Source organism: Achromobacter sp. JCM 18799, assembly GCF_055395645.1.
Map to the genome: position 1 here is coordinate 2,007,821 of NZ_AP043866.1, position 23,869 is coordinate 2,031,689.

Annotated in this window: 27 protein-coding genes; 11 read left to right on the forward strand and 16 right to left on the reverse strand. The window is 67.9% G+C overall.

Features of this window, described 5'->3' with window-relative positions; all coding sequences use genetic code 11:
- Positions 1-33 precede the first annotated feature (33 nt).
- Both ACZ5YA_RS09535 and ACZ5YA_RS09540 read left to right on the forward strand, forming a co-directional pair.
- Positions 34-1,224 carry an NAD(P)/FAD-dependent oxidoreductase gene (locus tag ACZ5YA_RS09535; protein ID WP_464092415.1) on the forward strand — a complete coding sequence of 397 codons (1,191 nt, stop codon included), beginning with the start codon at positions 34-36 and terminating at the stop codon, positions 1,222-1,224.
- Positions 1,221-1,649, forward strand: a complete 429-nt coding sequence (locus ACZ5YA_RS09540; RefSeq protein WP_464092416.1) for a DUF1641 domain-containing protein — start codon at positions 1,221-1,223, stop codon at positions 1,647-1,649. Before ACZ5YA_RS09535 ends, ACZ5YA_RS09540 begins: the two co-directional genes overlap by 4 nt.
- 93 nt (positions 1,650-1,742) lie before the next feature.
- Here the strand turns inward: ACZ5YA_RS09540 and clpB are convergent, their stop codons facing one another.
- Positions 1,743-4,349, reverse strand: a complete 2,607-nt coding sequence (gene clpB, locus ACZ5YA_RS09545) for an ATP-dependent chaperone ClpB (protein WP_054452508.1) — start codon at positions 4,347-4,349, stop codon at positions 1,743-1,745.
- A gap of 137 nt (positions 4,350-4,486) precedes the next feature.
- Here clpB and ACZ5YA_RS09550 point away from each other — a divergent pair, with 137 nt between their 5' ends.
- The 8 genes from ACZ5YA_RS09550 (at position 4,487) to ACZ5YA_RS09585 (ending at position 10,469) form a co-directional block, all read left to right on the forward strand.
- Positions 4,487-4,921: a gamma-glutamylcyclotransferase family protein gene (locus ACZ5YA_RS09550; protein ID WP_059379945.1), complete on the forward strand. Its 435-nt coding sequence runs from the start codon at positions 4,487-4,489 to the stop codon at positions 4,919-4,921.
- 97 nt (positions 4,922-5,018) lie between these two features.
- On the forward strand, positions 5,019-5,747 hold the full coding sequence (locus tag ACZ5YA_RS09555) for a helix-turn-helix domain-containing protein (protein WP_013394848.1): 729 nt from the start codon (positions 5,019-5,021) through the stop codon (positions 5,745-5,747).
- A gap of 14 nt (positions 5,748-5,761) precedes the next feature.
- Entirely contained in the window at positions 5,762-6,946 is a 1,185-nt protein-coding gene (locus tag ACZ5YA_RS09560) for a hypothetical protein (RefSeq protein ID WP_464092417.1), read from the forward strand.
- A gap of 162 nt (positions 6,947-7,108) precedes the next feature.
- Positions 7,109-8,413: an MFS transporter gene (locus ACZ5YA_RS09565; protein ID WP_059379946.1), complete on the forward strand. Its 1,305-nt coding sequence runs from the start codon at positions 7,109-7,111 to the stop codon at positions 8,411-8,413.
- A 61-nt stretch (positions 8,414-8,474) separates the two neighbouring features.
- Entirely contained in the window at positions 8,475-8,927 is a 453-nt protein-coding gene (locus ACZ5YA_RS09570; RefSeq protein ID WP_251881735.1) for an ArsR/SmtB family transcription factor, read from the forward strand.
- A complete protein-coding gene (locus tag ACZ5YA_RS09575) occupies positions 8,813-9,277 on the forward strand; it encodes an SRPBCC family protein (RefSeq protein WP_118934291.1) in 465 nt (154 codons plus the stop codon). Before ACZ5YA_RS09570 ends, ACZ5YA_RS09575 begins: the two co-directional genes overlap by 115 nt.
- 54 nt (positions 9,278-9,331) lie before the next feature.
- Entirely contained in the window at positions 9,332-10,033 is a 702-nt protein-coding gene (locus ACZ5YA_RS09580) for a DUF899 domain-containing protein (RefSeq protein ID WP_059379949.1), read from the forward strand.
- Positions 9,984-10,469, forward strand: coding sequence for a hypothetical protein (locus ACZ5YA_RS09585; RefSeq protein WP_464092418.1), 486 nt, complete (start codon positions 9,984-9,986; stop codon positions 10,467-10,469). The genes ACZ5YA_RS09580 and ACZ5YA_RS09585 overlap by 50 nt, the downstream gene beginning before the upstream one ends.
- On the opposite strand, the gene ACZ5YA_RS09590 is transcribed toward ACZ5YA_RS09585, so the two are convergent.
- The 3 genes from ACZ5YA_RS09590 to ACZ5YA_RS09600 all read right to left on the reverse strand — a co-directional run bounded on the left by ACZ5YA_RS09590 (position 10,450) and on the right by ACZ5YA_RS09600 (position 12,510).
- Positions 10,450-10,785, reverse strand: coding sequence for a 2Fe-2S iron-sulfur cluster-binding protein (locus tag ACZ5YA_RS09590; protein WP_059379950.1), 336 nt, complete (start codon positions 10,783-10,785; stop codon positions 10,450-10,452). The genes ACZ5YA_RS09585 and ACZ5YA_RS09590 overlap by 20 nt on opposite strands.
- 24 nt (positions 10,786-10,809) lie before the next feature.
- Complete coding sequence (locus ACZ5YA_RS09595; protein WP_059379951.1) at positions 10,810-11,397, reverse strand: NUDIX domain-containing protein; 588 nt, start codon at positions 11,395-11,397, stop codon at positions 10,810-10,812.
- A 93-nt stretch (positions 11,398-11,490) separates the two neighbouring features.
- On the reverse strand, positions 11,491-12,510 hold the full coding sequence (locus ACZ5YA_RS09600) for a zinc-dependent alcohol dehydrogenase family protein (RefSeq protein WP_280015071.1): 1,020 nt from the start codon (positions 12,508-12,510) through the stop codon (positions 11,491-11,493).
- A 200-nt stretch (positions 12,511-12,710) separates the two neighbouring features.
- Here ACZ5YA_RS09600 and ACZ5YA_RS09605 point away from each other — a divergent pair, with 200 nt between their 5' ends.
- Entirely contained in the window at positions 12,711-13,631 is a 921-nt protein-coding gene (locus tag ACZ5YA_RS09605; protein ID WP_464092842.1) for a LysR substrate-binding domain-containing protein, read from the forward strand.
- 5 nt (positions 13,632-13,636) lie between these two features.
- Here the strand turns inward: ACZ5YA_RS09605 and ACZ5YA_RS09610 are convergent, their stop codons facing one another.
- The 12 genes from ACZ5YA_RS09610 to ACZ5YA_RS09665 all read right to left on the reverse strand — a co-directional run bounded on the left by ACZ5YA_RS09610 (position 13,637) and on the right by ACZ5YA_RS09665 (position 23,864).
- On the reverse strand, positions 13,637-14,890 hold the full coding sequence (locus ACZ5YA_RS09610; RefSeq protein ID WP_059379952.1) for an Hsp70 family protein: 1,254 nt from the start codon (positions 14,888-14,890) through the stop codon (positions 13,637-13,639).
- 65 nt (positions 14,891-14,955) lie between these two features.
- Positions 14,956-16,134, reverse strand: coding sequence for a RhtX/FptX family siderophore transporter (locus ACZ5YA_RS09615; protein ID WP_464092843.1), 1,179 nt, complete (start codon positions 16,132-16,134; stop codon positions 14,956-14,958).
- A gap of 20 nt (positions 16,135-16,154) precedes the next feature.
- Positions 16,155-16,589 carry a cupin domain-containing protein gene (locus ACZ5YA_RS09620; protein WP_118934325.1) on the reverse strand — a complete coding sequence of 145 codons (435 nt, stop codon included), beginning with the start codon at positions 16,587-16,589 and terminating at the stop codon, positions 16,155-16,157.
- Between the two features lie 56 nt (positions 16,590-16,645).
- A complete protein-coding gene (locus tag ACZ5YA_RS09625; RefSeq protein WP_464092844.1) occupies positions 16,646-18,694 on the reverse strand; it encodes a TonB-dependent siderophore receptor in 2,049 nt (682 codons plus the stop codon).
- Positions 18,695-18,884: 190 nt separating this feature from the next.
- Entirely contained in the window at positions 18,885-19,763 is an 879-nt protein-coding gene (locus ACZ5YA_RS09630; protein WP_306636757.1) for a helix-turn-helix transcriptional regulator, read from the reverse strand.
- Between the two features lie 101 nt (positions 19,764-19,864).
- On the reverse strand, positions 19,865-20,194 hold the full coding sequence (locus ACZ5YA_RS09635) for a hypothetical protein (RefSeq protein ID WP_059379954.1): 330 nt from the start codon (positions 20,192-20,194) through the stop codon (positions 19,865-19,867).
- A gap of 179 nt (positions 20,195-20,373) precedes the next feature.
- Positions 20,374-20,598 carry a DUF3820 family protein gene (locus ACZ5YA_RS09640; RefSeq protein ID WP_059379955.1) on the reverse strand — a complete coding sequence of 75 codons (225 nt, stop codon included), beginning with the start codon at positions 20,596-20,598 and terminating at the stop codon, positions 20,374-20,376.
- 5 nt (positions 20,599-20,603) lie between these two features.
- Complete coding sequence (locus ACZ5YA_RS09645) at positions 20,604-21,155, reverse strand: cysteine hydrolase family protein (protein ID WP_464092419.1); 552 nt, start codon at positions 21,153-21,155, stop codon at positions 20,604-20,606.
- 23 nt (positions 21,156-21,178) lie between these two features.
- Positions 21,179-21,736 (reverse strand): GNAT family N-acetyltransferase, encoded by a 558-nt coding sequence (locus ACZ5YA_RS09650; RefSeq protein WP_464092420.1) that lies wholly within the window; start codon positions 21,734-21,736, stop codon positions 21,179-21,181.
- Positions 21,717-22,646: a sigma-70 family RNA polymerase sigma factor gene (locus ACZ5YA_RS09655; protein ID WP_464092421.1), complete on the reverse strand. Its 930-nt coding sequence runs from the start codon at positions 22,644-22,646 to the stop codon at positions 21,717-21,719. Before ACZ5YA_RS09655 ends, ACZ5YA_RS09650 begins: the two co-directional genes overlap by 20 nt.
- 11 nt (positions 22,647-22,657) lie before the next feature.
- A complete protein-coding gene (locus tag ACZ5YA_RS09660) occupies positions 22,658-23,104 on the reverse strand; it encodes a carboxymuconolactone decarboxylase family protein (RefSeq protein ID WP_059379958.1) in 447 nt (148 codons plus the stop codon).
- Between the two features lie 112 nt (positions 23,105-23,216).
- Positions 23,217-23,864, reverse strand: a complete 648-nt coding sequence (locus ACZ5YA_RS09665; RefSeq protein WP_059379959.1) for a glutathione S-transferase family protein — start codon at positions 23,862-23,864, stop codon at positions 23,217-23,219.
- Positions 23,865-23,869: the final 5 nt, after the last annotated feature.

A 23,869-nucleotide genomic window follows, 5' to 3' on the forward strand; every position in this document is an offset into this window, starting at 1 on the left:
TTGCCCTCAGGATCTCTCCACAAGAGGTGGTTTATGAACAAGCGTATTGTTGTCGTAGGCGGCGGCGTAGGCGGCACCATGCTCGCCAATCAGCTCGCCGGAAAGCTCTACCCCGAAATCAGCCGCGGTGAAGTCTCCATCACGCTGCTCTCGGACACGCCGGATCACTGCTACAAACCGGCATTCATGTACGTGGCCTTCAACCTCTTCTTCCAAGAGGAATTGAAACGGCCGGAACGTTCCCTGCTGCGCCCCGAAATCGAGTTCCGCGTCGACAAGGTCACGCGGTTCCACTTCGACCGCCAGGAAGTCGCCACGCAGAGCGGCAAGCGTTACGGCTATGACTACCTGGTCATCGCCACCGGCTGCGTGCCCTCGCCCGAGCGCATCGAAGGCCTGAAGGAAGCCGGAGACCACTTCTACCAGTACGCGCCCGCCAGGCAGCTGGCCGACCGCCTGTCGCGCATCGAGCGCGGGCGGGTGTTCATCAGCGTCACCTTCCCCAAGACGCCCAACGTCCCGCACCAGTGCGGCATCGCGCCGATCGAAACCACGCTGATGCTGGACGACTACCTGCGGCGGCGCGGCGTGCGCGACAAGGTGGAGATCATCTACACCTACCCGACCACCTCGCAGCTGCTACGCAACTGCCTGTTCCTGCAACGGCCGACCTGCGAAGTGCTGCCCGCCATCTTCGAGCAGAAGGGCATCCAGTTTCAACGCGGCTTCACCTTGTCGCGGGTCGATCCCGACCGGCGCATCGCCTACTCGGAGGAAGGCGGCGAGCAACCCTTCGACATCCTCATGGCCACGCCGCCGATCCGCGCGGTGGACGTGGTGCTGGAGTCCGGCGTGTCGCAAGCCGAGAACAACGAAGGCTGGCTGCCGACCGACCACGAGACGCTGCAGGTCTACGGGCTGCAGAACGTCTACGTCATCGGCGACACCGTCGACCTGCCGGTCAGCAAGGCGGGCGGCTCTTGCCATAACCAGGCGCCAGTCATCGCCAACAACATCGCCGGCGAGATCCGGCTGGGCCGTCCGTGCAGCGCCTATGACGGCCGGGTGCAGGCGGTGGCCCAGATGGGGCTGAACGCCGGCATGCCGCTCTGGTACGACTACACCCATGACGTGCTGCCCACGCCGCCCACCAAGCTCGGCGGCCTGCTGCGCCACGGGTTCAACCGCGGCCTGTACTGGGCCGTCGCAAGGGGAATGCTATGAACGCGCCGCACGAAGCAAGCGCCACGCAGGCCGCCGACGCGGCCGCTCCGTTCCTGGGCGGCGGCCCGGGCGCGCGCGCCCTGGCCGACAGGCTGGGCCTGCTGGCCGAAGCGGGACGGCTGGACAACATCGCCGACCTGCTGTCGCTGGCGTCCGACCTGGTGGACCTGCTGGACCAGTCCATGGTGGAAAAGCTGGCGCTGCTGTCGGAACAGGCCAGCAGCGCGGCCTGGACCGCCGCCAACACGCTGCGCGATGCCCACGCGCGCACATTGCAGGAGGCGCGTCCTCCGAGCCTGACAGGCCTCATCGGCCTGATGCGCGATGAGGACACCCGCCGCGGCATGGCCGTGGTGCTGCGGGTGCTGCAAACGCTGGGCCGGCAGATGGCGGCGCAGCGCAAGGACTACGCCGACGCGACCTGAAGGCCCACGTAAAAACCCCCGCAAACTGGATGTCAGTCCAGCTTCCGGGGGTTGTTTTCATGCGCGGCTTGGATCTCGCCGCGCCGGGTCCGTTTACTGCAGGGTCCGCGTAAAGACGAACTGCCCGTCCTGCCAGTCCACCGGCACCACGTCGCGCGGGCCGAAGCGGCCTTCCAGGATCAGGCGCGCCACCGGGTTCTCGATCTGCTGCTGGATCGCGCGCTTCAAGGGGCGCGCGCCGAACACCGGATCGAAGCCGGAGCGGGCCAGTTCCGCCAACGCGGGTTCGCTCACTTCGAGGCGCATCTCCTGCTTTTCCAGGCGCTCGCCCAGGCGGCGCAGCTGGATGCGGGCGATGGACTCGATGTGCTGCGCTTCCAGGCCATGGAACACGACGACTTCGTCGATACGGTTCAGGAACTCGGGGCGCAGGGTCTGCTTGAGCTCGTCCCACACCACTTCCTTGACCACTTCGTACGGCTTGCCGGCCAGGCTCTGGATATGGTGCGAACCCAGGTTGGACGTCATCACGATCACCGTGTTGCGGAAGTCCACCGTACGGCCCTGGCCATCGGTCAGGCGGCCGTCGTCCAGCACCTGCAGCAGCACGTTGAAGACGTCCGGATGGGCCTTTTCGACTTCATCCAGCAACACCACGCTGTACGGCTTGCGGCGCACGGCCTCGGTCAGGTAGCCGCCTTCTTCGTAGCCCACGTATCCCGGCGGCGCGCCAATCAGGCGGGCCACCGAATGCTTCTCCATGAATTCGCTCATGTCGATGCGGATCATGTGCTCTTCGGAATCGAACAGGAACTCGGCCAGCGCGCGCGTCAGCTCGGTCTTGCCCACGCCCGTGGGGCCCAGGAACAGGAAGGAGCCATAGGGGCGCGACGGGTCCGCCAGCCCGGCGCGCGAACGCCGGATGGCATCGGACACCAGGCGCACGGCCTCGTCCTGGCCCACCACGCGCTTGTGCAGGTATTCCTCCATGTGCAGCAGCTTCTCGCGTTCGCCCTGCATCATCTTGGACACCGGAATGCCGGTGGCGCGCGACACGACCTCGGCGATTTCCTCGGCGCCGACGCGGGTGCGCAACAGGCGCGGACGCCCTTCGCCGCCCTCGGCTTCCTCGGCCGCTTCCGCGGCGCCCACTTCGGCCGCCTTCAGGCGCGCTTCCAGGTCAGGCAGCTTGCCGTACTGCAGCTCGGCCAGTTTGTCGAACTGGCCCTTGCGCTGCAGTTCCGCCATTTCGGCGCGCACGCTGTCGATTTCTTCCTTGATGGCCTGCGTGCCTTGCACCGCGGCTTTCTCGGCCTTCCAGATTTCCTCGAAGTCGTTGTACTCGCGTTGCAGCTTTTCGAGTTCGTCCTCGATCACGCCCAGGCGGCGCTTGGAAGCGTCGTCGGATTCCTTCTTGACGGCTTCGCGTTCGATCTTGAGCTGGATGATGCGGCGGTCGAGCTTGTCCATCACTTCCGGCTTGGAATCGATTTCCATGCGGATGCGCGCGCCGGCCTCGTCGATCAGGTCGATGGCCTTGTCGGGCAGGAAGCGGTCGGTGATGTAGCGGTGCGAGAGTTCGGCCGCGGCCACGATGGCCGGGTCGGTGATCTCGACGCCGTGGTGGATTTCATAGCGTTCCTGCAGCCCGCGCAGGATGGCGATGGTGGATTCCACGTCGGGTTCGTCGACCAGCACCTTCTGGAAGCGCCGCTCCAGCGCCGCGTCCTTCTCGATGTACTTGCGGTATTCGTCCAGCGTGGTGGCGCCGATGCAGTGCAGCTCGCCGCGCGCCAGCGCAGGCTTGAGCATGTTGCCCGCGTCCATCGCGCCTTCGGCCTTGCCCGCGCCCACCATGGTGTGGAGTTCGTCGATGAAGACGATGTTGCTGCCGTCGTCCAGCGACAGCTCCTTCAGCACGGCCTTCAGGCGTTCTTCGAATTCGCCGCGGAACTTGGCGCCGGCCAGCAGCGCGGCCAGGTCCAGCGACAGCACGCGCTTGCCGCGCAGGGTTTCGGGCACTTCGTCGTTGACGATGCGCTGCGCCAGGCCTTCGACGATGGCGGTCTTGCCGACGCCGGGTTCGCCGATCAGCACGGGGTTGTTCTTGGTGCGGCGCTGCAGGATCTGGATGGTGCGGCGGATTTCGTCGTCGCGGCCGATCACCGGGTCGAGCTTGCCCTGGCGGGCGCGCTCGGTCAGGTCCATGGTGTACTTGGACAGGGCTTCGCGGTTGGATTCGCCTTCCGCGCCGGAGACGTTCTCGCCGCCGCGCACGGCGTCGATCGCGGCCTCCAGGGCCTTTTTCTGCAGGCCCGCGTCGCGCAGGATGCGGCCGGCATCGCCCTTGTCGTCCGCCAGCGCCAGCAGGAACAATTCACTGGCAATATAGGTGTCGCCACGGCGCGCGGCTTCCTTGTCGGTGCGGGTCAGCACCGCCTGCAGATCGCGGCCGACCTGGACGTTGTCGTCGCCCTGCACCTGCGGCAGGGACTTCAGGGCGCTGTCGATGGCCGACTGCACCCGGTTGACGGCCACGCCGGCGCGCGCCAGCAGGCTGCCCGCGCCGCTGTCGGAATCCGACAGCAAGGCGGAGAGCACGTGGATGGGCTCGATGTAGGGATGGTCGTTGCGGGCGGCCAGACTTTGAGCGTCGGCCAGGGCTTGCTGGAACTTGGTAGTCAGTTTGTCGAATCGCATAATGGTCGTTTGGCTTGTTGGGGAGCCTGACCGATACGTGCCGGCTGGCTCGATATCCTGAATATGCGGCCGGATGCGAGAATTTCAACACCCTGCCCGCGCCATGGTTTTTTCGACGTGCAGCAACAACCTGACTTATGAGCATATACGTTTTTGTCTACGGCACCCTACGCGCGGGCGAAATCAATGATCTGGCTCAAGCCGCCGCCCGGCGCGGCCTGCCCGCGGCCCGCCATGTCGGTCCGGCCAGCGTGCCGGGCCGGCTGGTGGATTTCGGCGACTGGCCCGGCCTGATCCCGGCGGACGACGGCCGGCGCGTGCGCGGCGATGTTTTCCAGGTGGAACCGGCCCTGGTGGCGCTGATGGACGAAATCGAAGAGTACGAGCCCGGCAAGCCCTGCTGCTTCGTGCGGCGCGAGGTCGTGGCGCGCCTGGAACCGCCCGCGCAAGCGTCGGAACTGCGCTGCCAGTACTACCCGATAGACCCCGCCCTGCGCGGCGCGGCGGTCGATATTGCCTCCGACGACTGGGTCGCGTACCGCCTTGCCCGCCCTCTATCGGACGACCCGTAAGACGCCCGTAGTAACAACGGACTACAATACAGCTTGTCTTAAGCTTTATACCCATTCCGGCAACCGTCCGCGCAATGGGCACTATAGAGGTCATCGTATGCAAAAACGGGTCCCCGTTGCCCCTGATGCCGCCCATTGCTCCACATGCATGCTGGGGCATGTGTGCGTGCCCGTGGGCATGGCAGCCGCCGAAGTGGAAAAGCTGGACGAACTGGTCAGGGAACGCGTGCGCCTTGAAAAAGGCAAGCCGCTCTATTCGTTGAACCACCCGCTCGACGCGGTCTACAGCGTGCGCTTCGGCAGCCTCAAGACGCAGTTGGAAGACGCGACCGGCCAGATCCAGGTCACCGGCTTTCATCTGCCCGGCGAAATCGTCGGCATGGACGGCATGCTGGACGGCAAGCACGTCTCGACCGCCGTGGCGCTGGAAGATTCCGAGGTCTGCGTCATCCGCCTGGCCGATATCGACCGGGTCGCGGCCCACCTGCCCTCGCTGCAGCAGCAATTCCGCCGCCTGATGAGCCGCGAAATCAACCGCTCGCACCAGATGCTGGCATCGCTGGGCTCCATGCGCTCCGAGCAGCGCCTGGCCGCGTTCCTGCTGAACCTGTCGCAGCGCTACGCGTCGCTGGGCTATTCCTCCACCGAATTCGTGCTGCGCATGAGCCGCGAGGAAATCGGCAACTATCTCGGCCTGACCCTGGAAACGGTCAGCCGGCTGTTCTCGCGCTTTGCGCGCGACGGCCTCATCAAGATCAACCAGCGCGAGGTCCGCATCCTGGACCTGCCCGCGCTCAAGCAGTTGCTGGGCCAAGAGAGCTGCTGAATCTCCGCCGCGCCATGCGCCGCGCCCTCATCCTCCCCTTGCTTCAAGCGCGGCCGGACCGCATGTGCGGCCTGGCTGCGTTATTCGCCCTGGCGGCGCTCGCGCCGCTGGCCGCGCGCGCCCAGACGCCCCTGCCCGACCCTTACGACTACAGCGAGACCGCACCCGCGCCCAAGCGCGCGGCGCCCTTGCGCTGGCAGTCCGTGGAACTGGGCAAGCCCGGCCACCGCTACAAGATGCCGGTCTACGCCAACCGCGACCTGGCCAAGGACGACCTGCGCAACATCAAGCAGGTCGTGGTCGTGATCCACGGCGTCAAGCGCGATGCCGACCGCTATTACGAATCGGTCGCCACGCTGCTGGCGCACAACCCGGAGCGGGCGCGCGACACCCTGATCCTGGCGCCGCGCTTCTCGGGTTCGATCGATTCGGGTTTCGGCGGCATGGCGGCCTGGCGCAAGGCCAGCTGGGAAGAAGGGGAAGACAGCGTGCAGGCCGCGGGACGCCCCGCGCCCGTCAGCTCGTTCCAGGTGCTCGACGACCTGCTGCGCAGCCTGGATGACCGCAAGCGCCTGGCCTCGCTGACCGGCATCGTGCTGGCTGGCCACTCGGCCGGCGGGCAATTGGTGCAGCGCTACGCGGTGCTGAACAATATCGACGGCACGCTGCGGCGCGACGGGCTGGCGCTGCGCTACGTGGTCGCCAATCCCTCGTCCTACCTTTACCTGAGCAACGAGCGCCCGCGCGCCGACGGCAAGGGCTACGCGCCCTACGAGCGCGGCATCTGCCCCACCTACAACCAGTACAAGTACGGCCCGGACAAGCTGCCCGCGTACTCGCGCGAGACCGACGAATCCAAGCTCTTCGTGCGCTACGCGGCGCGCGACGTCACCTATCTGCTGGGCGGCGCCGACAACAATCCCGAAGACCGCCTGCTGGACAAGACCTGCGGCGCGGAAGCCCAGGGCGCGACCCGGCTGGCCCGCGGCACGGGCTACGCGCAATACGAACACGTGCTGGCCGCCCGCGGCGCCAAACCCGTGGCGCTGCACCGGCGCGCCTTCGAAGTGGCCGGCATCGGCCACAACAGCAAGGGCATGTTCGGTTCGGTCTGCGGCGCGCAGGCGCTGCTGGGCGACGAGGCCAAGGCGGCCGACGGCGCCGCGCCTTGCGAAGTCATCAAGCCGCGCGGCAAGTGAGCCGGCGCGGCCCGACCTGACAAAAAGCTGAACAAGAAGCGCTATTGATACGCGTGCATTTCCGCGCGCACAGGCGCAACATAACGCAATGCATGTTCCATTCGCGGCCCGCCCGCGATCGCGTGTCCGGCGTCCCCCGACAAACGCACCCGAAGGATGGATATGACACAAGCGCATCTCGACATCCCCGACGCCAAGCGCCGCATCAAGGCGATTTTCATCGGCTCCATGGGCAATCTGGTGGAGTGGTATGACTTCTACGCCTATACCGCTTTCGCGCTGTACTTCGCCCCCGCCTTCTTCCCGTCGCACGACCCGGTGGTCCAGCAACTGAACGCGGCCACGCTGTTCGCGGCCGGCTTCATCGTGCGCCCGCTGGGCGGCTGGCTGTTCGGCCATCTGGCCGACCGCCATGGACGGCGCCTGTCGCTGATGGTGTCGGTGGGGATGATGTGCGTGGGCTCGCTGATCATCGCGGTCACGCCCACCTACGCCACCATCGGCCTGGCCGCGCCCGCGCTGCTGGCCCTGGCGCGCGTGGTCGAAGGCCTGAGCCTGGGCGGCGAGTATGGCGCCAGCGCCACCTACCTGACCGAGATCGCGGACCCCGAGCATCGCGGCTTCTATTCCAGCTTCCAGTACGTCACGCTGATCGGCGGCCAGCTCTGCGCCATCCTGGTGCTGCTGCTGTTGCAGAACGTGTTCCTGACCCACGAGCAGCTGGTGGCATGGGGCTGGCGCATCCCCTTCGTGATCGGCGCCATGCTGGCCATCATCACTGCCCTGATGCGGCGCGACATGCCCGAGACGGACTCCTACAAGGAAGCCCAGAAGGCGCCCAAGCCGCAGACCAGTTCGCTGCGCGGCCTGCTGAAGTATCCGCGCGAAGTCGCGATCGTGGTGGGCCTTACCGCGGGCGGCACGGCGGCGTTCTATACCTTCACCACCTACATGCAGACCTTCGTGCGGCAGACCTCGGGCTTCTCCGACATCGTCACGACCTACATCATCGCCGGGTCGCTGATCTTCGCGCTGATCCTGCAGCCGGTCTATGGCGCGCTGTCCGACAAGATCGGGCGCAAGCCGTTGCTGGTGTTCTTCGGCGTGGCAGGCGCGGCGCTCACGGTGCCCATCCTGATGACGCTGTCGCATACGCGTTCGCCCTTCATGGCCTTCCTGCTGATCTGCGGCGCCTGGGTGTTCACGGCCGGCTATACCTCCATCAACGCGGTAGTGAAGGCGGAGCTCTTCCCCACCAACATCCGCGCCACCGGCGTGGCCGTGCCCTACGCCGTAACGGTGTCGATCTTCGGCGGCACGGCGCCGGCCATCGCCCTGTTCTTCAAACAGCAGGGGCATGAGGAGTGGTTCTACTACTACCTCGCCGGCATCATCTTCCTGTCGCTGCTGGTGTACGCCACCATGCGCGACACCAAGCACCAGTCGGCCATGCACCAGCACGCCTGATTCCTTTCGCGCCAACTTTGTTGCTTGACAGTCCGGCGGCTTCGGCTTAATACTTAACCCTATGGTTAAGTTTAAAGACGATACGCTGGACAGCATCTTTTCGGCGCTGGCTGACGGCACGCGTCGCCGGGTGCTGGCCGACCTGGAACAAGGCGCGGCCTCGGTCAGCGAGCTGGCCCGGCCGCACGCCATGTCCCTGCCCGCTTTCATGAAGCATCTGCGCGTGCTGGAAGACGCCGGCCTGATCGCCCGCGCCAAGGACGGCCGGGTCGTGAACTGCACGCTATCGCCCGAACCCATGCGGGCGGCATCCGACTGGCTGGCCCGCTACGAGAAGTTCTGGAACGGGCAGTTGGATTCGCTGGCGCGGTACCTGTACCACGAGGAAGAGGTCCACCCATGGAAAAACGAAGCACCCGACACGAAGCAGCTCCCATCGAACTCCGGCTCAAACGCCGCTTCGACGCCCCCATCGAACGCGTCTGGCGCGCCTGGACGGACCCGCAAGCGCTGATGCGCTGGTTCGGTCCCGCCGAAACCCGCAAGGTGCTGCGGGCGGAAACCGACGTGCGCGTGGGCGGGGCCTACCAGGTGGGCTTCGCCACCGAGGACGGGCTGGAGCACCACGCCAGCGGCCACTACCGCGAAGTCGAGCCGCAACGCCGGCTGGTGTTCACCTGGGCCTGGCGCGACACGCCCGCGGAAATCTCGCTGATCACGCTTGAGTTCAGCCCCGCGGACGGCGGCACGGAGCTCGCCTTCCTGCAAACCCCGTTCGTCGACCAGGCCACCCGCGACAGCCACCAGCATGGCTGGCTGGGCGCGCTGGAGCGGCTGGCGGCCCATCTGGCGAAGCCGGCCTGAATCCCTGCCGTTCGCCCTATCCGGGCCTGCCGGCCCGATCCAAGGAGACACACGATGCAGACCGATCACCCCGTCGTATCCCGAGCGCAATGGGACATCGCGCGCGAGGCGCTGTTGCGGCGCGAAAAAGAACTGACGCGGGCCCAGGACGCCCTGGCCCGCGAGCGCATGGCCCTGCCCTGGGTCAAGGTGGACAAGCCCTACCGCTTCCAGGGCGCCGCCGGCTCCGTGGATCTGGCCGGACTGTTCCAGGGCAGGAGCCAGCTTATCGTCTACCACTTCATGTTCGGCCCGGACTGGGAGGAAGGCTGCGTGGGCTGCTCGTTCCTGGCCGACCACATGGACAGCGCGATCATGCACCTGCGCCAGCATGACGTGACGGTGGTCGCCGTGTCGCGAGCCCCCTACGCCAAGCTGGAGGCATTCAAGCGACGCATGGGCTGGCAGTTTCCCTGGTACTCGTCCGAAGGCAGCGACTTCAATTTCGACCTGCAGGCTTCCGTACCCAAGGCCGACGGCAGCATGGAGGAAAACTCCGGCGCCAGCGCTTTCTTCCGCGACCCGGACGGCGAGATCTTCCACACCTACTCAAGCTTCTCGCGCGGCGTGGAAAGGCTGGCCGGAGCCTACAACTACCTGGAATTGGCGCCCCTGGGCCGCAACGAGAACGGCCCGCACTTCAACCTGGGCGACTGGGTACGCCACCATGACCGCTACGACGACGCCCGGGCGCACGCCTGCCACGCCTGCGGCTAGGCGCAAGCCCGGCCGCGCCGTCAGCATGGCCTCCGACGCGGCCTTCCTGTGGCTGGCCTGCACCGCGGCCATGGCCGCGGGGTTGTGGGCGGACACGCTGCGCACGCCGGCGGCGCTGCTGGCCAGCCTGTGCGGAGCGTCCGGCGGGCTGCTGGAACAAGCGTGGCGCCATGCGGCCCTGATGCCCGCCAGCAGCGCAGCCATGCTGATTGCCGCGCTATTGCCGCTGCCGGGCGCGCCCCGCCTGGCCGCGCGGCTGGCCTGCGCGCTGGCGATGGGACTGGGCATGCTGGCGGGGGCTCAATGGGGCATGGCGGCGGCGCTGGCCGCGGGCGCCGCGCCGTTCGGCGGCATGGCTGCCGGCATGGCGCTGGGAATGGGCCTCGCCACGGCCGCCGCGGCGCTGATTGCAGGCGCTAGCGCCGCGCCCCGGTGAGCGGGCGCGGCTGTGCCTGAGGCGCGGCCTCGATCGGCGCGGCCAGCGGCGCCTGGATTTCCAGGGCCGATTCCGCCCGCGCCACGCAGGGCAGGATCCAGCCCTCTTCCTTTTCGTCGCGCGACAGCCCCGGCCACTCGATGCGGTACGAGATCTCGCCTTCCAGCAACAGGCACATGCAGGCGCGGCAAGTGCCGTTGCGGCACGAGCTGGGCAGCTTGATGCCGGCCGCCTGCGCCGCCAGCAACACGGAGGTATCGGCCGGCGCGTCGAAGCGCAGGCCGGCTGGCAGCACCAGAACGGGAAAAGCGGACATGGCTGGACAGATCCCGCGCGGGCCTCAGCCCGCGTTGTCCTGCCAGTCCAGCTGCCAGGCGCCGGACAGCACGTTCTGCATCCACAGCACGCAGGTCAGCGTCTTGGCGTCGGTGACCTCGCCCTTGGCGCAGGCGGCGATCAGTTCGGCGGGGTCCGCGCTGATCACATCCAGGAATTCGTCCTGGTCCAGTTGGCGCGGCCCGGCGCGCAGGCCGCGGGCGAAGTAGATGTGGATGATCTCGGTGGAATAGGCGATGGCCAGGTGCAGCGCCCCCGCATGCGCCCACTGATCCGCGGCATAGCCGGTTTCCTCCAGCAGCTCGCGCTTGCCGCAGGCCAGCGGATCCTCGCCCGGATCCAGCTTTCCGGCCGGGAACTCGGTCATCACGCGTCCGATGGGATAGCGGAACTGCCGCTCCAGCAGGACCCGGCCATCGTCCAGCAGGGGGATCACCACCACCGCGCCCGGATGCACCACGTACTCGCGCGTGGCCGTGTTGCCGTTGGGCAGGCTGACCGTGTCGCGGCGGATCTTCAGGAAGGCGCCGTTGTATGGCGCCTCGCTGGCGACGAGTTTTTCTTCGAGATGGGAGTCGGGCTTGCGGGTCATGGCGGGTCGGATACCTCAAGGGACGCGCGGATGATGGCCAGTCCGCGCGGGCAGCCCGAGCTTACCATCGCCGCCCGCCTCCCCCGATGACGCCTACTCCGCGACCCGGATGACGAGCTTCCCGAAGTGCCGGCCCGACGCCAGGTGCTCGAACGCCTCGCGTGCCTCGGCAAAGGGGTAGACGCGGTCGATGACGGGCGCGATGCGCGACACGTCGACGAAACGCGCCACGTCCTCGAGCATCTTGCGGCTGCCGACGAAGATGCCTTCCAGCCGCTTGACGCCCGCGATCAGGGCCAGGGGCGCAACCGGCACGGCTGCGAAGCCGCTGACGCCGCCGATGACCGCAATGGTGCCGCCCATGCGCGCAGCCGCCACGGAACGTTCGAGCGTGCCTTCGCCGCCCACTTCCACCACCACGTGCGCGCCCTCGCCGCCGGTCAGGCGCAGCACTTCGTCCTGCCATTGCGGCGTTTCGCGGTAGTTGATCGTCAGGTCCGCGCCCAGTTCGCGCGCGCGGGCCAGCTTGTCGGCGCTGGACGAGGTGATGATGGCGCGCATGCCGGCCGCCTTGGCCAGTTGCAGGCCCCAGATGGAAACGCCCCCGGTGCCCAGGAACAGCGCCGTCTGGCCCGCCTTGGCGCGTCCGGCGACGAACAGCGCGTTCCATGCCGTGACGGCGGCGCACGGCAGGGTCGAGGCCTGCTCGTCGCTCAAGGAGGCCGGGGTGGCGACCAGGGCATGCTCGGCAAAAATGCTCTCGGTGGACAGCAGGCCGTCGGTGGCGGCGCCGGGCGCCAGCGCCACCGTGGCGGGAGTGGGCTCGCCGTCGATCCAATCCGGCATGAACGCGCCCATGACGCGGTCGCCGACCTTGAAGCGGGTCACGCCCGTCCCTACCTCGATCACCTCGCCGGCAGCATCCGAGGCGGGAATGACCGGCTCGCCCGCAGCCTTCAGATAATTGCCGCGCGCCACCATCAGGTCGCGATAGTTCAGCGACACGGCCTTGATGCGCACGCGCAGCTCCAAGGGACCCAGGCTGCGCGGCTGGCGCGTAACGCGCTCCAGCGAAGCGATGTCCTTGCCGCTGGTGACGGTGTATGCCTGCATGTTGTTTCTCCTGTATCGATTCAAGAATGGCCGCCCCGCTGCGCCTTCGGCTTGCAGCCCCTCGGGGCTTTCTTGCCTTGAGACGGCTACCCGTGGCGGCCAAGTACCGATAAGATATATGGGAATCAATTTCCCTAGTGGCGAATATTTTTCATTTCATCGGATCGCCATAGGAACCAATAACAAACAGGGAGTCCATGATGGCGACCGCGATCACGTATGACCGCCTGAGCGGCATCGAAGTCTTCGTGCAGGCCGTGGAAGCCGGCAGCTTCGCGCTGGCGGCGGAACGCCTGAACCTCACGCGCTCCGCGGTGGGCAAGTCCATCGCACGGCTGGAGGCGCGGCTGGGCGCCAGGCTGTTCCACCGCACCACCCGCCAGCAAAGCCTGACCGACGATGGCCAGGCCTACTACGACCGTTGCGTGCGCGCGCTGGCCGAACTGCAAACCGCCGAGGCCGAGCTGGACAGCGGCCGCCGCGAGCCCCAGGGGCGTCTGCGGGTCAGCGCGCCGCTGGTGTTCGGCCGGCATTGCGTCGCACCCGTGCTGCGCGAACTGGCGCTTGCGCATCCGCAGCTGCAGGTCGAGATTTCATTCAACGACAGAGTCGTCGATCTGATCGAGGAAGGCTACGATCTGGGCGTCCGCGTGGGCGAACTGCCCGATAGCGCCAGCATGGCCGCGCGCAGGCTGGGCATGCAGACCATGGGCATAGGGGCCGCGCCCGCCTACATCCAGGCGCATGGCCGTCCAACCACCGTGGACGAGCTGCGGCAGCATGCCGCCATCGTCTACACGCGCAACGGCGTGGACAAGGCCTGGGCGCTGAATGGGCCGGACGGCCAGGAGCTGGAGCTGCGCCCGCGCCCCAGCCTGCGCGTGGACGACCTGCAAGCCATTGCGGATGCCGCCATCGCTGGCGCAGGACTCGCCTGGCTGCCCTGCTGGATGCTGACGCACTATGTGCGCACCGGCGAACTGGACGTGCTGATGCACGGCGATCGCCTGGCCGCGCAAGAGGTGCACGCCGTTTGGCCGCAAGCGCGCTATCTGCCGTCCAAGACGCGCGCCGCCATCGACGCGCTGGCGGCGCGCGTACCCTCGATGCTGGCCGCCTGAGCGGCTCAGCCGAACTTGCGGCGGGCGTCCAGCGCCAGGCCGGCGCCGATGCTGCCGAACAGATCGCCTTCGACGCTGCGCGCGCCCGGCACCAGGGCCGAGACGGATTCGCGCAGACGCGGCACGCGGCTGGAACCGCCGGTGAAGAACACCGTGTCCACATCCGCGGTCGATACGCCGGCGTCGCGCAACAGCGCGCCCACCGTGGTCTCGACCTTTTCGATCAGGCGGCCCACGCAGGCATCGAACGAGGGGCGCGTCACGTCCACGCCCAGCTCCGGCGCGATGCGCGACAGGTCGATGCGCGCGGCGGGCGTCTCGGACAGCGCGATCTTGGCCTCTTCGACCTGCACCGCCACCCAGTGGCCGGCGCGCTGTTTGACCAGATTCAGCAGCAGATCGATCTTCTCGCGGTCGCCGGCCTCGGCGCGGATGTAGGCGAAGTGTTCGGCGGCCTTGCGGGTATAGGCCTGGTTGATGGTGTGCCAGCAGGCCAGGTTGCCGTATTGCGTGGACGGCACGTCCTTGCCGCTGCGCAACTGGCTACCCAGCCCCAGCATGGGCATCACGTGCGCCAGGCTGAGCTGCTTGTCGAAGTCCACCCCGCCGATGTGCACGCCGCCGTAGGCCAGGATGTCCTCGCGGCGGTCGGCCTTGTTGGCGCGGCCGGGCCCCAGGCGGATCAGCGAAAAGTCGGAGGTACCGCCGCCGATGTCGATGACCAGCACCAGCTCTTCGCGGTCGATCTGCGATTCGTAGTCGAATGCGGCGGCCAGCGGCTCGAACTGGAATTCGATATCGGTGAAGCCGACGCTGCGCGCGATCTCGCCCAGCGTGTCCTGGGCGGTCTGGTCGGCGGCCGGATTGTCGTCCACGAAGAACACCGGCCGGCCCAGCACCGCGCGCGTGAAGCCGCGCCCCGCCGCCGTTTCGGCGCGGCGCTTGAGTTCGGCGATGAAGCGCGTGAGCAGGACGCGGAACGGAATCGAACGGCCCTGCACTTCCGTCGAACCGTCGATCAGCGAGCTGCCCAGCAGGCTCTTCATCGAGCGCATCAGGCGCCCGTCGTAGCCCGCGAGATAGTCGGAGATGGCGGCGCGGCCATAGCTGACTTCGGCGTCTTCGTCATGGAAGAAAATGGCAGAGGGCAAGGTGGTCTTGCCGTCTTCCAGGGCGAGGAGCGCGCGCTGATCGGGGCGGCTCCAGCCGACGGTGGAATTGGACGTGCCGAAGTCGACGCCGCATGCGGTGGAAATCATGGGGAATTCTGGTGCTGAAAGCAAAACGGCGCACAAGTGTAGCCGCAACCGCCAGAATCGCCATATCAGCCCGTGCGCGCCAGCGCCCTGGCCGTGAACGCCAGCGTCGCGGCCGCCACCAGCAGGCCGCTGGCAAAGCCCCCGACGTAGCCGACCTGGGCCGCCAGCCCGGTCATGAGGGACGAGGTCAGGATCTCGCCCAGGTCGCGCGCGCTTTGCACCGCGGTCATGTCGGTGCCGGCCTGCTCGCCGCGGCTGGCAAAGCGCATGGCCAGCGTCATCAGGGCCACGGACGCGGCGCCCGCGCCGAACGCCCCCAGCGCCTGCGCGCCCAGGGCCGTGCCCGCCTGCGCCAGCATCCAGCCCTGGGCCTGCGCCATCCAGGCCAGCGCAGCCGCGCCCGAGGCGGCCAGGCCCAGCGCCAGCACCGCGCGCGCGCCCAGCCGGCCGATCAGCCAGGCGCCGCCGCCGCAGCCCAGCAGCACCGTCACCACGCCGCCCGCCATGCCGACGCGCCCCACGGCCTCGACCGCCCAGCCCGCATCCACCAGGAACAACTTGGACAGGCCATAGCCCGCCACCGCCGTCATGGCCGACAGGAACGCGGCTGCGGCCAGAGCCCAGGCGCCGGGGCGGCGCACGAAGGCGCCCAGCGTGGCGCGCCGCCTGGCCGCGGACATGGCCAGTTCGGTTTCACGCCAGGCGGCCGCCAGCAGCAGGCTGAACGCCACCACGGCCGCCAAGGTCAGCAGCGCGCCGGTCTGTCCGATATGGCCCGCCAGCATCAGGCAACCCGGTCCGCCGAAGAAGAAGCCCACCATGGTGCCGCCCACCTGCACGGCATTGGCGCGCGCCAGATCCTGCCCCTGGAAGCGCTCGGCCGTCAGGCCGTCGGTGGCGATGTCCTGCGTCGCGCTGGCCAACGACGCCAGCGCCATCAGGGCGACCACCCAGGCCGCCGCCGCGGCATCGATGCCCAGCCAAGACAGCGCCAGCAGGCAGGCCAGGACCACGGCCTGCATCGGCAGGATCCAGCTGCGCCGCCGGCCCAGGGCGCGGGTCCAGCGGTTGTCGACCACGGGCGCCCACAGAAACTTCAGCACCCACGGCAGGCCGACCAGCGGCAGCCAGGCCAGCGCGTGCAGGTCCGCGCCGTCGCGGCGCAGCAGCGTGGGCAAAGCCTCCATGGCCACGCCCAGCGGTATGCCTTGGGAAAAATACAAGGCGCCTATCATCACGAACATGCGTGCGTTTGCAATACGGTTCACTTCAGATTTCCTTCGACGAGGGGCTGCGGGATTGCGGCGGCATCCGCGCGGCGGTGTTCGCTGCCCTGCCCCGGCGTCACGAACAGGATCTTGCCGGGACAGGCGACGTGCAGGCGGTGCCACACGCCGCGCGGCACAATGGCGCTGCGCCGGGTATCCAGCAGCATGTCGGTCTGGGCGCCGTCTTCCGCCATCAGTGTGACCACCACGCGCCCTTCCAACACGCAGAGCATTTCATCGCCCGCCGGGTGGCGCTCCCACACATCGCCATGCACGTCGGCGTCGCTGGCCACGGCCTTGATGCCGACCAGCCATTCGTCCTGCGGCGCGAGCCGGCGCAAACGCCCCACATCGCGCATGGCGCCCTCGCGCCCCAGCGCCACGAAGTGGTCCAGCCAGTCGAACACCGGTCCGGTATCGGGTGCACTCATCGATCTCTCCTTCTGGTTGCCGGCGGGCGCGCGCGGACGGCGCCCGCCGCGGGTCATCAGTATTCGGCGCGCAGGGTCAGCATGACGTTGCGGGGCTCGCCGTAGCGGTTGTTCCAGGCCGTACCCGACAGGCTCTGGTAATAGCCGCGGTCGAACAGGTTGTTGACGTTGAGCGCCGCGGTCACGTGCTTGTCCACCCGGTACGCCATGCGCAGGTCCACCAGCGCATAGCCGCCCTGGCGCAGCGTGACGGGACCGGACACCGTGGAGTAGCCCGACTGCACTTGCAGCCCGCCGCCCACGCTCAGCCGCCGCTCCAGGCCGGGCAAGGCATAGTTGGTCCATACGCGGAAGATGTGCTTGGGCGTGAAGCGCGCGAACGGCTGTCCGCCGGATTCCGAATCCGTCAGGTACTTGCTGGTGTTGAAGGTGTAGCCCGCGGCCACTGTCCAATAGGGCGTAATGCTGCCGGAGGCTTCGGCCTCGACGCCGCGGCTGCGCACTTCCCCGCCCGAGATGTAGTAGCAGTTGCGGCCCACGCACGGCCAGGCGGGGTCCTCCTGCGCGCGGTTCTTCTGCTGGATCTGAAACACGGCCAGCGACACGTTCAAGGCGCCGTCCGCCAGCTCGCCTTTGACGCCGGCCTCGTAGTTGGTGCCGGTAATGGGATCCAGCGGCTTGCCGTCGCGCGTCAGCTCGCCCTGCGGCTGGAAGACCTGCGCATAGCTGCCATATAGCGACCACTGACGGTCGAGGTCCACGATCAATCCGCCATACGGCGTGAACTCCGGATCAATGCGCTGGCGCGCGCGAGGCGCGCTCTGGTTCCACCAGCTCATGCGTCCGCCCAGCACCAACGTCACCGGATCGGCCAGCGAAAAGCGGCCCATGCCGTAAACGCCCTGCTGCTTGAGCCGCGTTTCGCCGGGCGAGGTGTATGGCCCCACGCCAGGCTCGGGCACGCTGTGCGGATCCCAGTCGAAGACGTTGACCGGCACGTTCGGATAGGGCGTCAGGTCCGCGCTGTATTGCTCGGACGTAGTGCGCTGGGCATTGCCGCCCAGCAATAGTTCATGGCGCCGGCCGAACAGTTGCACCGGGCCGCCGACATAGGCGTCCACGCTGGCCTGCGTGTTGTCGAACTTGTAGGCCGCGCCCATCAAGGAGGCACCCAGCCCGGTCTGGCGGTCTATCGCGCCATATGCGCCTGCGTACTTCAGGTTGCTGTCCGCAGTCAGGTAATTGGCGCTGATCTTGGCGCTCCAGCCTTGGCCGAAGCGATGCTCCAGGTCCGCGAACACGCGCGTCGTATCCCAGTTGAAGCGGTCCCAGGCCACGTCCAGGTAGGTCGAACGCTTCAGGCCGATATCGCCGCCGTCCTTGTAGCGCGGCACGCCGGCCATGTTGGTAGTAGAGCGGATGCGTTGGGTCTGCAGGCCGGCGGACAGCACCGTGTCCGGCCCCAGGTCCACCTCGCCTATGGCGTAGAGCAGGGCCGACTGCTGATCCGCGACGTCATAGAAATAGCCGCGGTCCTCCATGGCGCCGACGATGCGGCCGCGCACGCTGCCGCTATCGTTCAACGGACCGCCCAGGTCGGCCTCCGCGCGGTAGCGGTCCCAGCTTCCCGCGCTGAGGGAACCGCTGAACGAGAACTCGCGTTGCGGCCGCTTGCGCACCAGGTTCACCGTGGCGGCGGGATTGCCCGCGCCATGCATCAGGCCGTTGGCGCCGCGCAGGATCTCCACGCGTTCGTACACCGCCATGTCCTGAGGCGATGCCGCCATGTTGCCCATCAGCACCGGCACGCCGTCCTGCTCGAACGAATCCACCTTGAAGCCGCGCGCGTAGTACGCGGTGGTCAGCAGCTGATAGGGCTGCACCGTGATGCCGGTGGCGTGCTGCATCACCTCGTCCAGGCTTTGCAGGTTCTGCTCGCGCATCCGCTCCTGCCCGATCACCGTCACCGACTGCGGAATCTCGCGCAGCGTCAGCGGCAGCTTGCCGAGGGTCGCCGTGTCCTGCGCCACGCCCTCGCCGCTGACCGTCACCGCCGGCAGCGACGCGGCCTCCTGCGCCTGCGCTGGCGCCACCGTCACCGCCACCGCCAGCCACAGCGGCCAATGCTGCGCCCGCGCCGCGTTCCTGCGCGGCGCCCCCGTTTTCACCTGTTTTTGCACTGCCTGTCCTCTTAGAACTTTATTGAGAATAATTCTCAAGTAATTCTAGGAATGACGGCAGCCGTGCGCTGGCGATTGCGGAAGTCTTGCTGGCGATTGCGGAAGTTTTGACGCCTCAGCGGCCCGGCCCGACGCTGCTGGGCAGCACGCCGTAGCGGCGCAGGAACGCCTTGGTGAAGTGCGAATCGGTATAGCCGCAGGCGTAGGCCGCCTCGGATACGGTATAGGCGCCTTCGGCCAGCAGGACCTGGGCCTGCTCCATACGTCGTTCACGCACGTAGGCGTAGACGCTCTGGCCAAACAGCTTGCGAAAGCCGGTGGTGAGCTTGTTGACGTTCACGCCCGCGCGCCGCGCCAGTTCGGGCAGGGACGGCGGATCCTGCAGGTTCGCCGCCACCAGGTCGCGCGCGTATTGCAGGCGTTCCACGTCGGCGCGCGTCAGGCCGCGAATGGGCGCGACCTGCTCCGCCGGCTGCAGCGCGCCCAGGGCCAGCGCGGCCAGTTCCAGCGCCTTGGCCGAGAGGTACATGCGCTTGAGCGCGCCCTGCACCGGGCAGGCCAGCATCTGGTGGCCCAGGGCCTCCAGCTTGCGGTCCGCCCGCATATTGGCCTCGGCGTAGGCGCCTACGGCCCGCGGCGCGCACAGCAGGCCCGCCAAGTGGGCCGGATCCACGGAAAAGGCCTCGCGCAGATGGTCCAGGCCCGTGCGCAAGGACACGAAGCGCAAGGACTGATGCGCGCCGAACTCATGCTCCATGCCCATGGCGTCCTGGCACACGCTCAGGTGCAGCGCGGGCCCGCTTACGCGGGTGGGCGCGGCGCCGCGCACGCTGTAGCGCAGGTCCCCGTCCAGCACGAGCACCAGCTTCAGGCCCGGCTCCAGGCGCTCCTGCACGCGCTCGTCGCGACCGAAGCGCAGCGTGCCGCCCGCCAGCGACATGGCGGGCGTGGCGGCCGATACGGTCCAATCAGGTTCGGGATGGGCGGCGGTCAAGATGGCGGCTCCGTCGCGGCGGGCAGCGCTGTTGATGAGATTGAATATTATTACCGTTTGACCAGAACGGAAAGCCGCCCGTTGGGCGGCCTGTGTAGTTCTTACTGCTGGCGGCGCTGCTCCAGCTCTTTCAGGCACTGCGCCACGCCGGCCTGCATCTGCGCGTTCGACACGGCGGCGCGGTCCGATACCTCGCGGCAACGCACGTACTGGGCCTGGCTTTCCGGCGTGTCGCGGATGACCGCGGGCGCGGAGCCGGATTCGGGCGTGACCGTCATGCGCAGCGTGGAAGGCGGCGACAGGCTGCCATCCTTTGAGCGTACGCTGGGGTACTGGTATTCCTGCGTGACGGGCGCCGCATTCTGCGCCTGCACGGCGCCGGCCGCGCACAGGGCGGCAAGCAGGAAGGCGGAAATGTGGAGTTTCTTCATGACGACCTCTTTTCAATGAACTGACATCCAGGACGCGGACCGCAGCCCTGGACACGCCGCCCTATCGTATCCCCGGCCGCCAGAGTGCGGCGTGCCAAGACGCTACACAATCCGCCACAGTTGTTTCCCGCGGTTTCCCCGCCAGGCCGCCCTACGCGGGCCGCCCTACGCGGGCCGCCCTACTTCCTCGGCGCGGATTGGCGCAGCGGCGCCAGCAATGACGAAAGCCCGTTGTGGTCCAGCTCGTGCATCAGGGCCAGCAGGCGCCCCAGCTCGCCCGGCGGAAAGCCCTTGCGCGCGAACCAGGCCAGATATGGTCCGGGCAGGTCGGCGATCAGGCGCCCCTGGTACTTGCCGAAAGGCATGGTGCGCGTGACCAGCAGCGACAGCAGCTCGGGATCCATGGAGCTCACCGCGCCGTCGCGGCGCCGAAGACGATGTCCGCCGCGGGCACGGCGGCGATCTTCACGCCGAAACTGGAGATGGACGACAAGGTCGCGTTGTGATGCGCGCGGATCTGCGCACCCGGCGCATGCGGCTTGTCCTGAGTGGTGTGGGCGTCGGCGGCCAGCTTGACGGGGTAGCCCAGCGCCGCCGCGCGGCGCACGGTCGTGTCCACGCAGAACTCGCTGGCGTAGCCGCACACAACCAGTTGCGTGGCGCCGGCCTGAGTCAGCGCATCGCCAAGACCGGTGCGCAGGAAAGAGTCCGGCGTAGTCTTGCGCACGCGGACGTCGCCATCCGCTGGCTGCAGCCGCAAGTCCAGCTGCCAGCCCGGCAGGCCGTGGTCCATGGCGCTGCCAGGGCTTTCGTGCTGCACGTAGATGACGGGCGCGCCTGCTGCGCGGGCGCGTTCGGCCAGCGCATTGATGCGCGCCAACACGGCCTCGGCATCGGCGGGCGCGGGAGTCGTCTCGAACAGCGCGCGCTGCACGTCTATCACGATCAAAGCGGTTGTCATGGGTTCCTCAAAATGATTGGGCTTCAGCCCTGCGCGGCGTTGACGCGCGCGTACATCCAGAAATCGCGAGGTTCGCCGCGCACCAGGCGGTAGCGCCGCAGCAGCCCTTCGCGTTGAAAACCGCAGCGCTCCAGCACGCCGGCCGACGCCACGTTCGTATCCAGCACGGTGGCCTGGATGCGCGCAAAGCCCAGCTCGCGCAAGGCCCACTCGGTCAATGTCACGCAGGCGCGCGTGGCGATGCCACGCCGCCAGTAAAGCGGCGCGACGTCATAGGCGATTTCCGCGCGCCGCGCGGACGCAGCGATCTCGTTCAAGCCTATGGTGCCTGCCAAAGCGCCGCCCCCCGTGACGATGGCCAGGCGCAGGCTGTGCGATGCCGCCGGCTGACCATAACCGCGGATCAGGCGGACCAGCGTATCCGGCCCGTCCAACTGCCAGCTGGTATGGCGCGTGACCGCCTCGTCGCGCAGATACGCATGCCAATCGTCGGCGTCCGCTTCCCGCAATGGGCGCAGCCGCAAGCCATCAAATCCCAGTTCGGGCAGGTCCTGCGGGTAGTCAGTGAGGTGCGGAATCATCCTGGGGCGCGGCCGGCTGCGGCGCCAGCGCCGCGACATGGCGCAGCTTATCAGGGTTGCGCACGATATAGATGGCGGCGATCCTGCCGTCGCGCACCTCCAGCGTGGTGGACCGCGGCAGGCCGTCCAGTTCGGTCGCCAGCACGCCCGGCATGCCGTTCAATTGGGTCACCACGGCGTCCAGGAACTGGCCGCTGGGTTTTTTCGCCAGGCCGGCGAAAAAGCGCGCGATCTTGTCGCTGCCCAGGATGGGTCTGAATACGGCCAGCTTCTTGCCGCCGCCGTCGGCATGCAGCACGGCGTCCTGCGCCAGCAGGCTGCGCAGGGCGTCCACATCGCCCGCGCGCGACGCCTGCCAGAATGCATCGGCGATGCGCGCGCCTTCCCGTTCCGTCACCGCGAACCGCGGGCGCGCATCGCGCACGCGGCTGCGCGCCCGCGCGGCCAACTGGCGGCAGGCGGCCTCGTTGCGGCCCAGCGTCGCCGCAATCTCCGCGAACGGTATGTCGAACACATCGTGCAGCAGGAAAGCGGCCCGTTCCAGTGCGGACAGGCGCTCCAGCGCCAGCATCAGCGCCACCGACAGATCGTGCGCAATCTCCCCCGCCCCCGGCGCGTCATAACTGCCCGCATCAGGCAAGGGTTCCGGCAGCCATGGCCCCACGTACTCCTCGCGCCGCACGCGCGCCGACTTCAGCTGGTCCAGGCACAGCCGCGTGACGGTGCGCGAGAGGAAGGCGCGCGGCGTCTCGACTTGAGCGCGGTCCGCGTCGCGCCAGCGCAGCCAGGCGTCCTGCACGATGTCCTCGGCCTCTGCCCATGACCCCAGCATGCGGTAAGCCAGGCCCTGCAGGTGCTTGCGATGGGGCTCGAAATCGGCCACGGCACCAGGAATGGCGGACGCGCTCATACAGCCGGGCCTCAGTGCTTGGGATGCTGCGAGCGGAACCCGACGGCGATGCGGTTCCAGCTGTTGATCATGTTGATGGCGACCGTCAGGTTGACCTGCTCTTCCTCGCTGAAATGCCTGGCCATTTCGGCATAGTCGGCGTCCGGCGCGCGGGTGTCGGCAAGCCGGGTCAACGCCTCCGTCCACGCCAGCGCGGCGCGCTCGCGTTCGCTGTACAGCGAGGATTCGCGCCAGGCATCCAGCAGGTACAGGCGCATTTCGCTCTCGCCCTGCTTGCGGGCATCGGTGGAATGCATGTGCAGGCAGTAGGCGCAGCCGTTGATCTGCGAAGCGCGCATCTTCACCAGTTCAAGCAGGCTGTGTTCCAGGCCGCAGCCCTCGACAAAGTCGTTCAGGGCGATCATGGCCTTCATGGCCTTGGGCGAGGCGGTGTAGGCGTTCAGGCGGGCGGTGCTCATGGCGTGTCTCCGGCAAGGCAGGCATGCGCCGCGGGATGCGGCGCCATTACCCCTAGGACGAGACAGCCTGCCACGATGTGACATCGCCCGCCGGAAAATTTGTAAATCCGGCCTAGAAAGCCAGCCGCCCGCGCAATTCCCCGAACGGCACCATCACATGTTCGCGATAGGCGGGACGGGCCTGCAGGCGCTCGTACCAGGCCTGCAGATGGGGCATGGACGGATGCGGAATGTCCACTTCGAAGTAGCGGTAGAGCGTGGTGCCGGCGGGAATGTCGGCCAGGCCCAGGGTTTCGCCACCCAGATACGGGCGGTCCGCCAGCGCGCGGTCCAGTTGCCGCAGGCAGGCATGCGTGGCGGCGATGGCGCGCTCGATGGCCGCCGTGTCGCGCTGCGCCTCGGGGGTGCGGTAATAGCCCCAGAACACGCCGGTCAGAAAGGCAGGCTGCAAGGCGGTCTGGGCCCAGTCCATCCAGCCGTCGGCGCCGGCCCGCTGCGCGGGGTCGTCCGCCCAGAAGCGGCCGGCGCCGTCGCGCGCGGCCAGATAGCGCAGGATGGCATGGGACTCCCAGACCGTGGTCGCGCCATCGCGCAGCAGCGGCACCTTGCCGTGCGGATTCATGGCGCGGAACTCGGCCGTGTCCAGCAGCCCGTGCTGGCCGCCGGCCAGCACATGCTCGTACTCCAGGCCCAGCTCTCCCGCCAGCCACAACACCTTCTGCACATTGAACGAGCTACGACGCCCCCAAATGGTCAGCATGACGA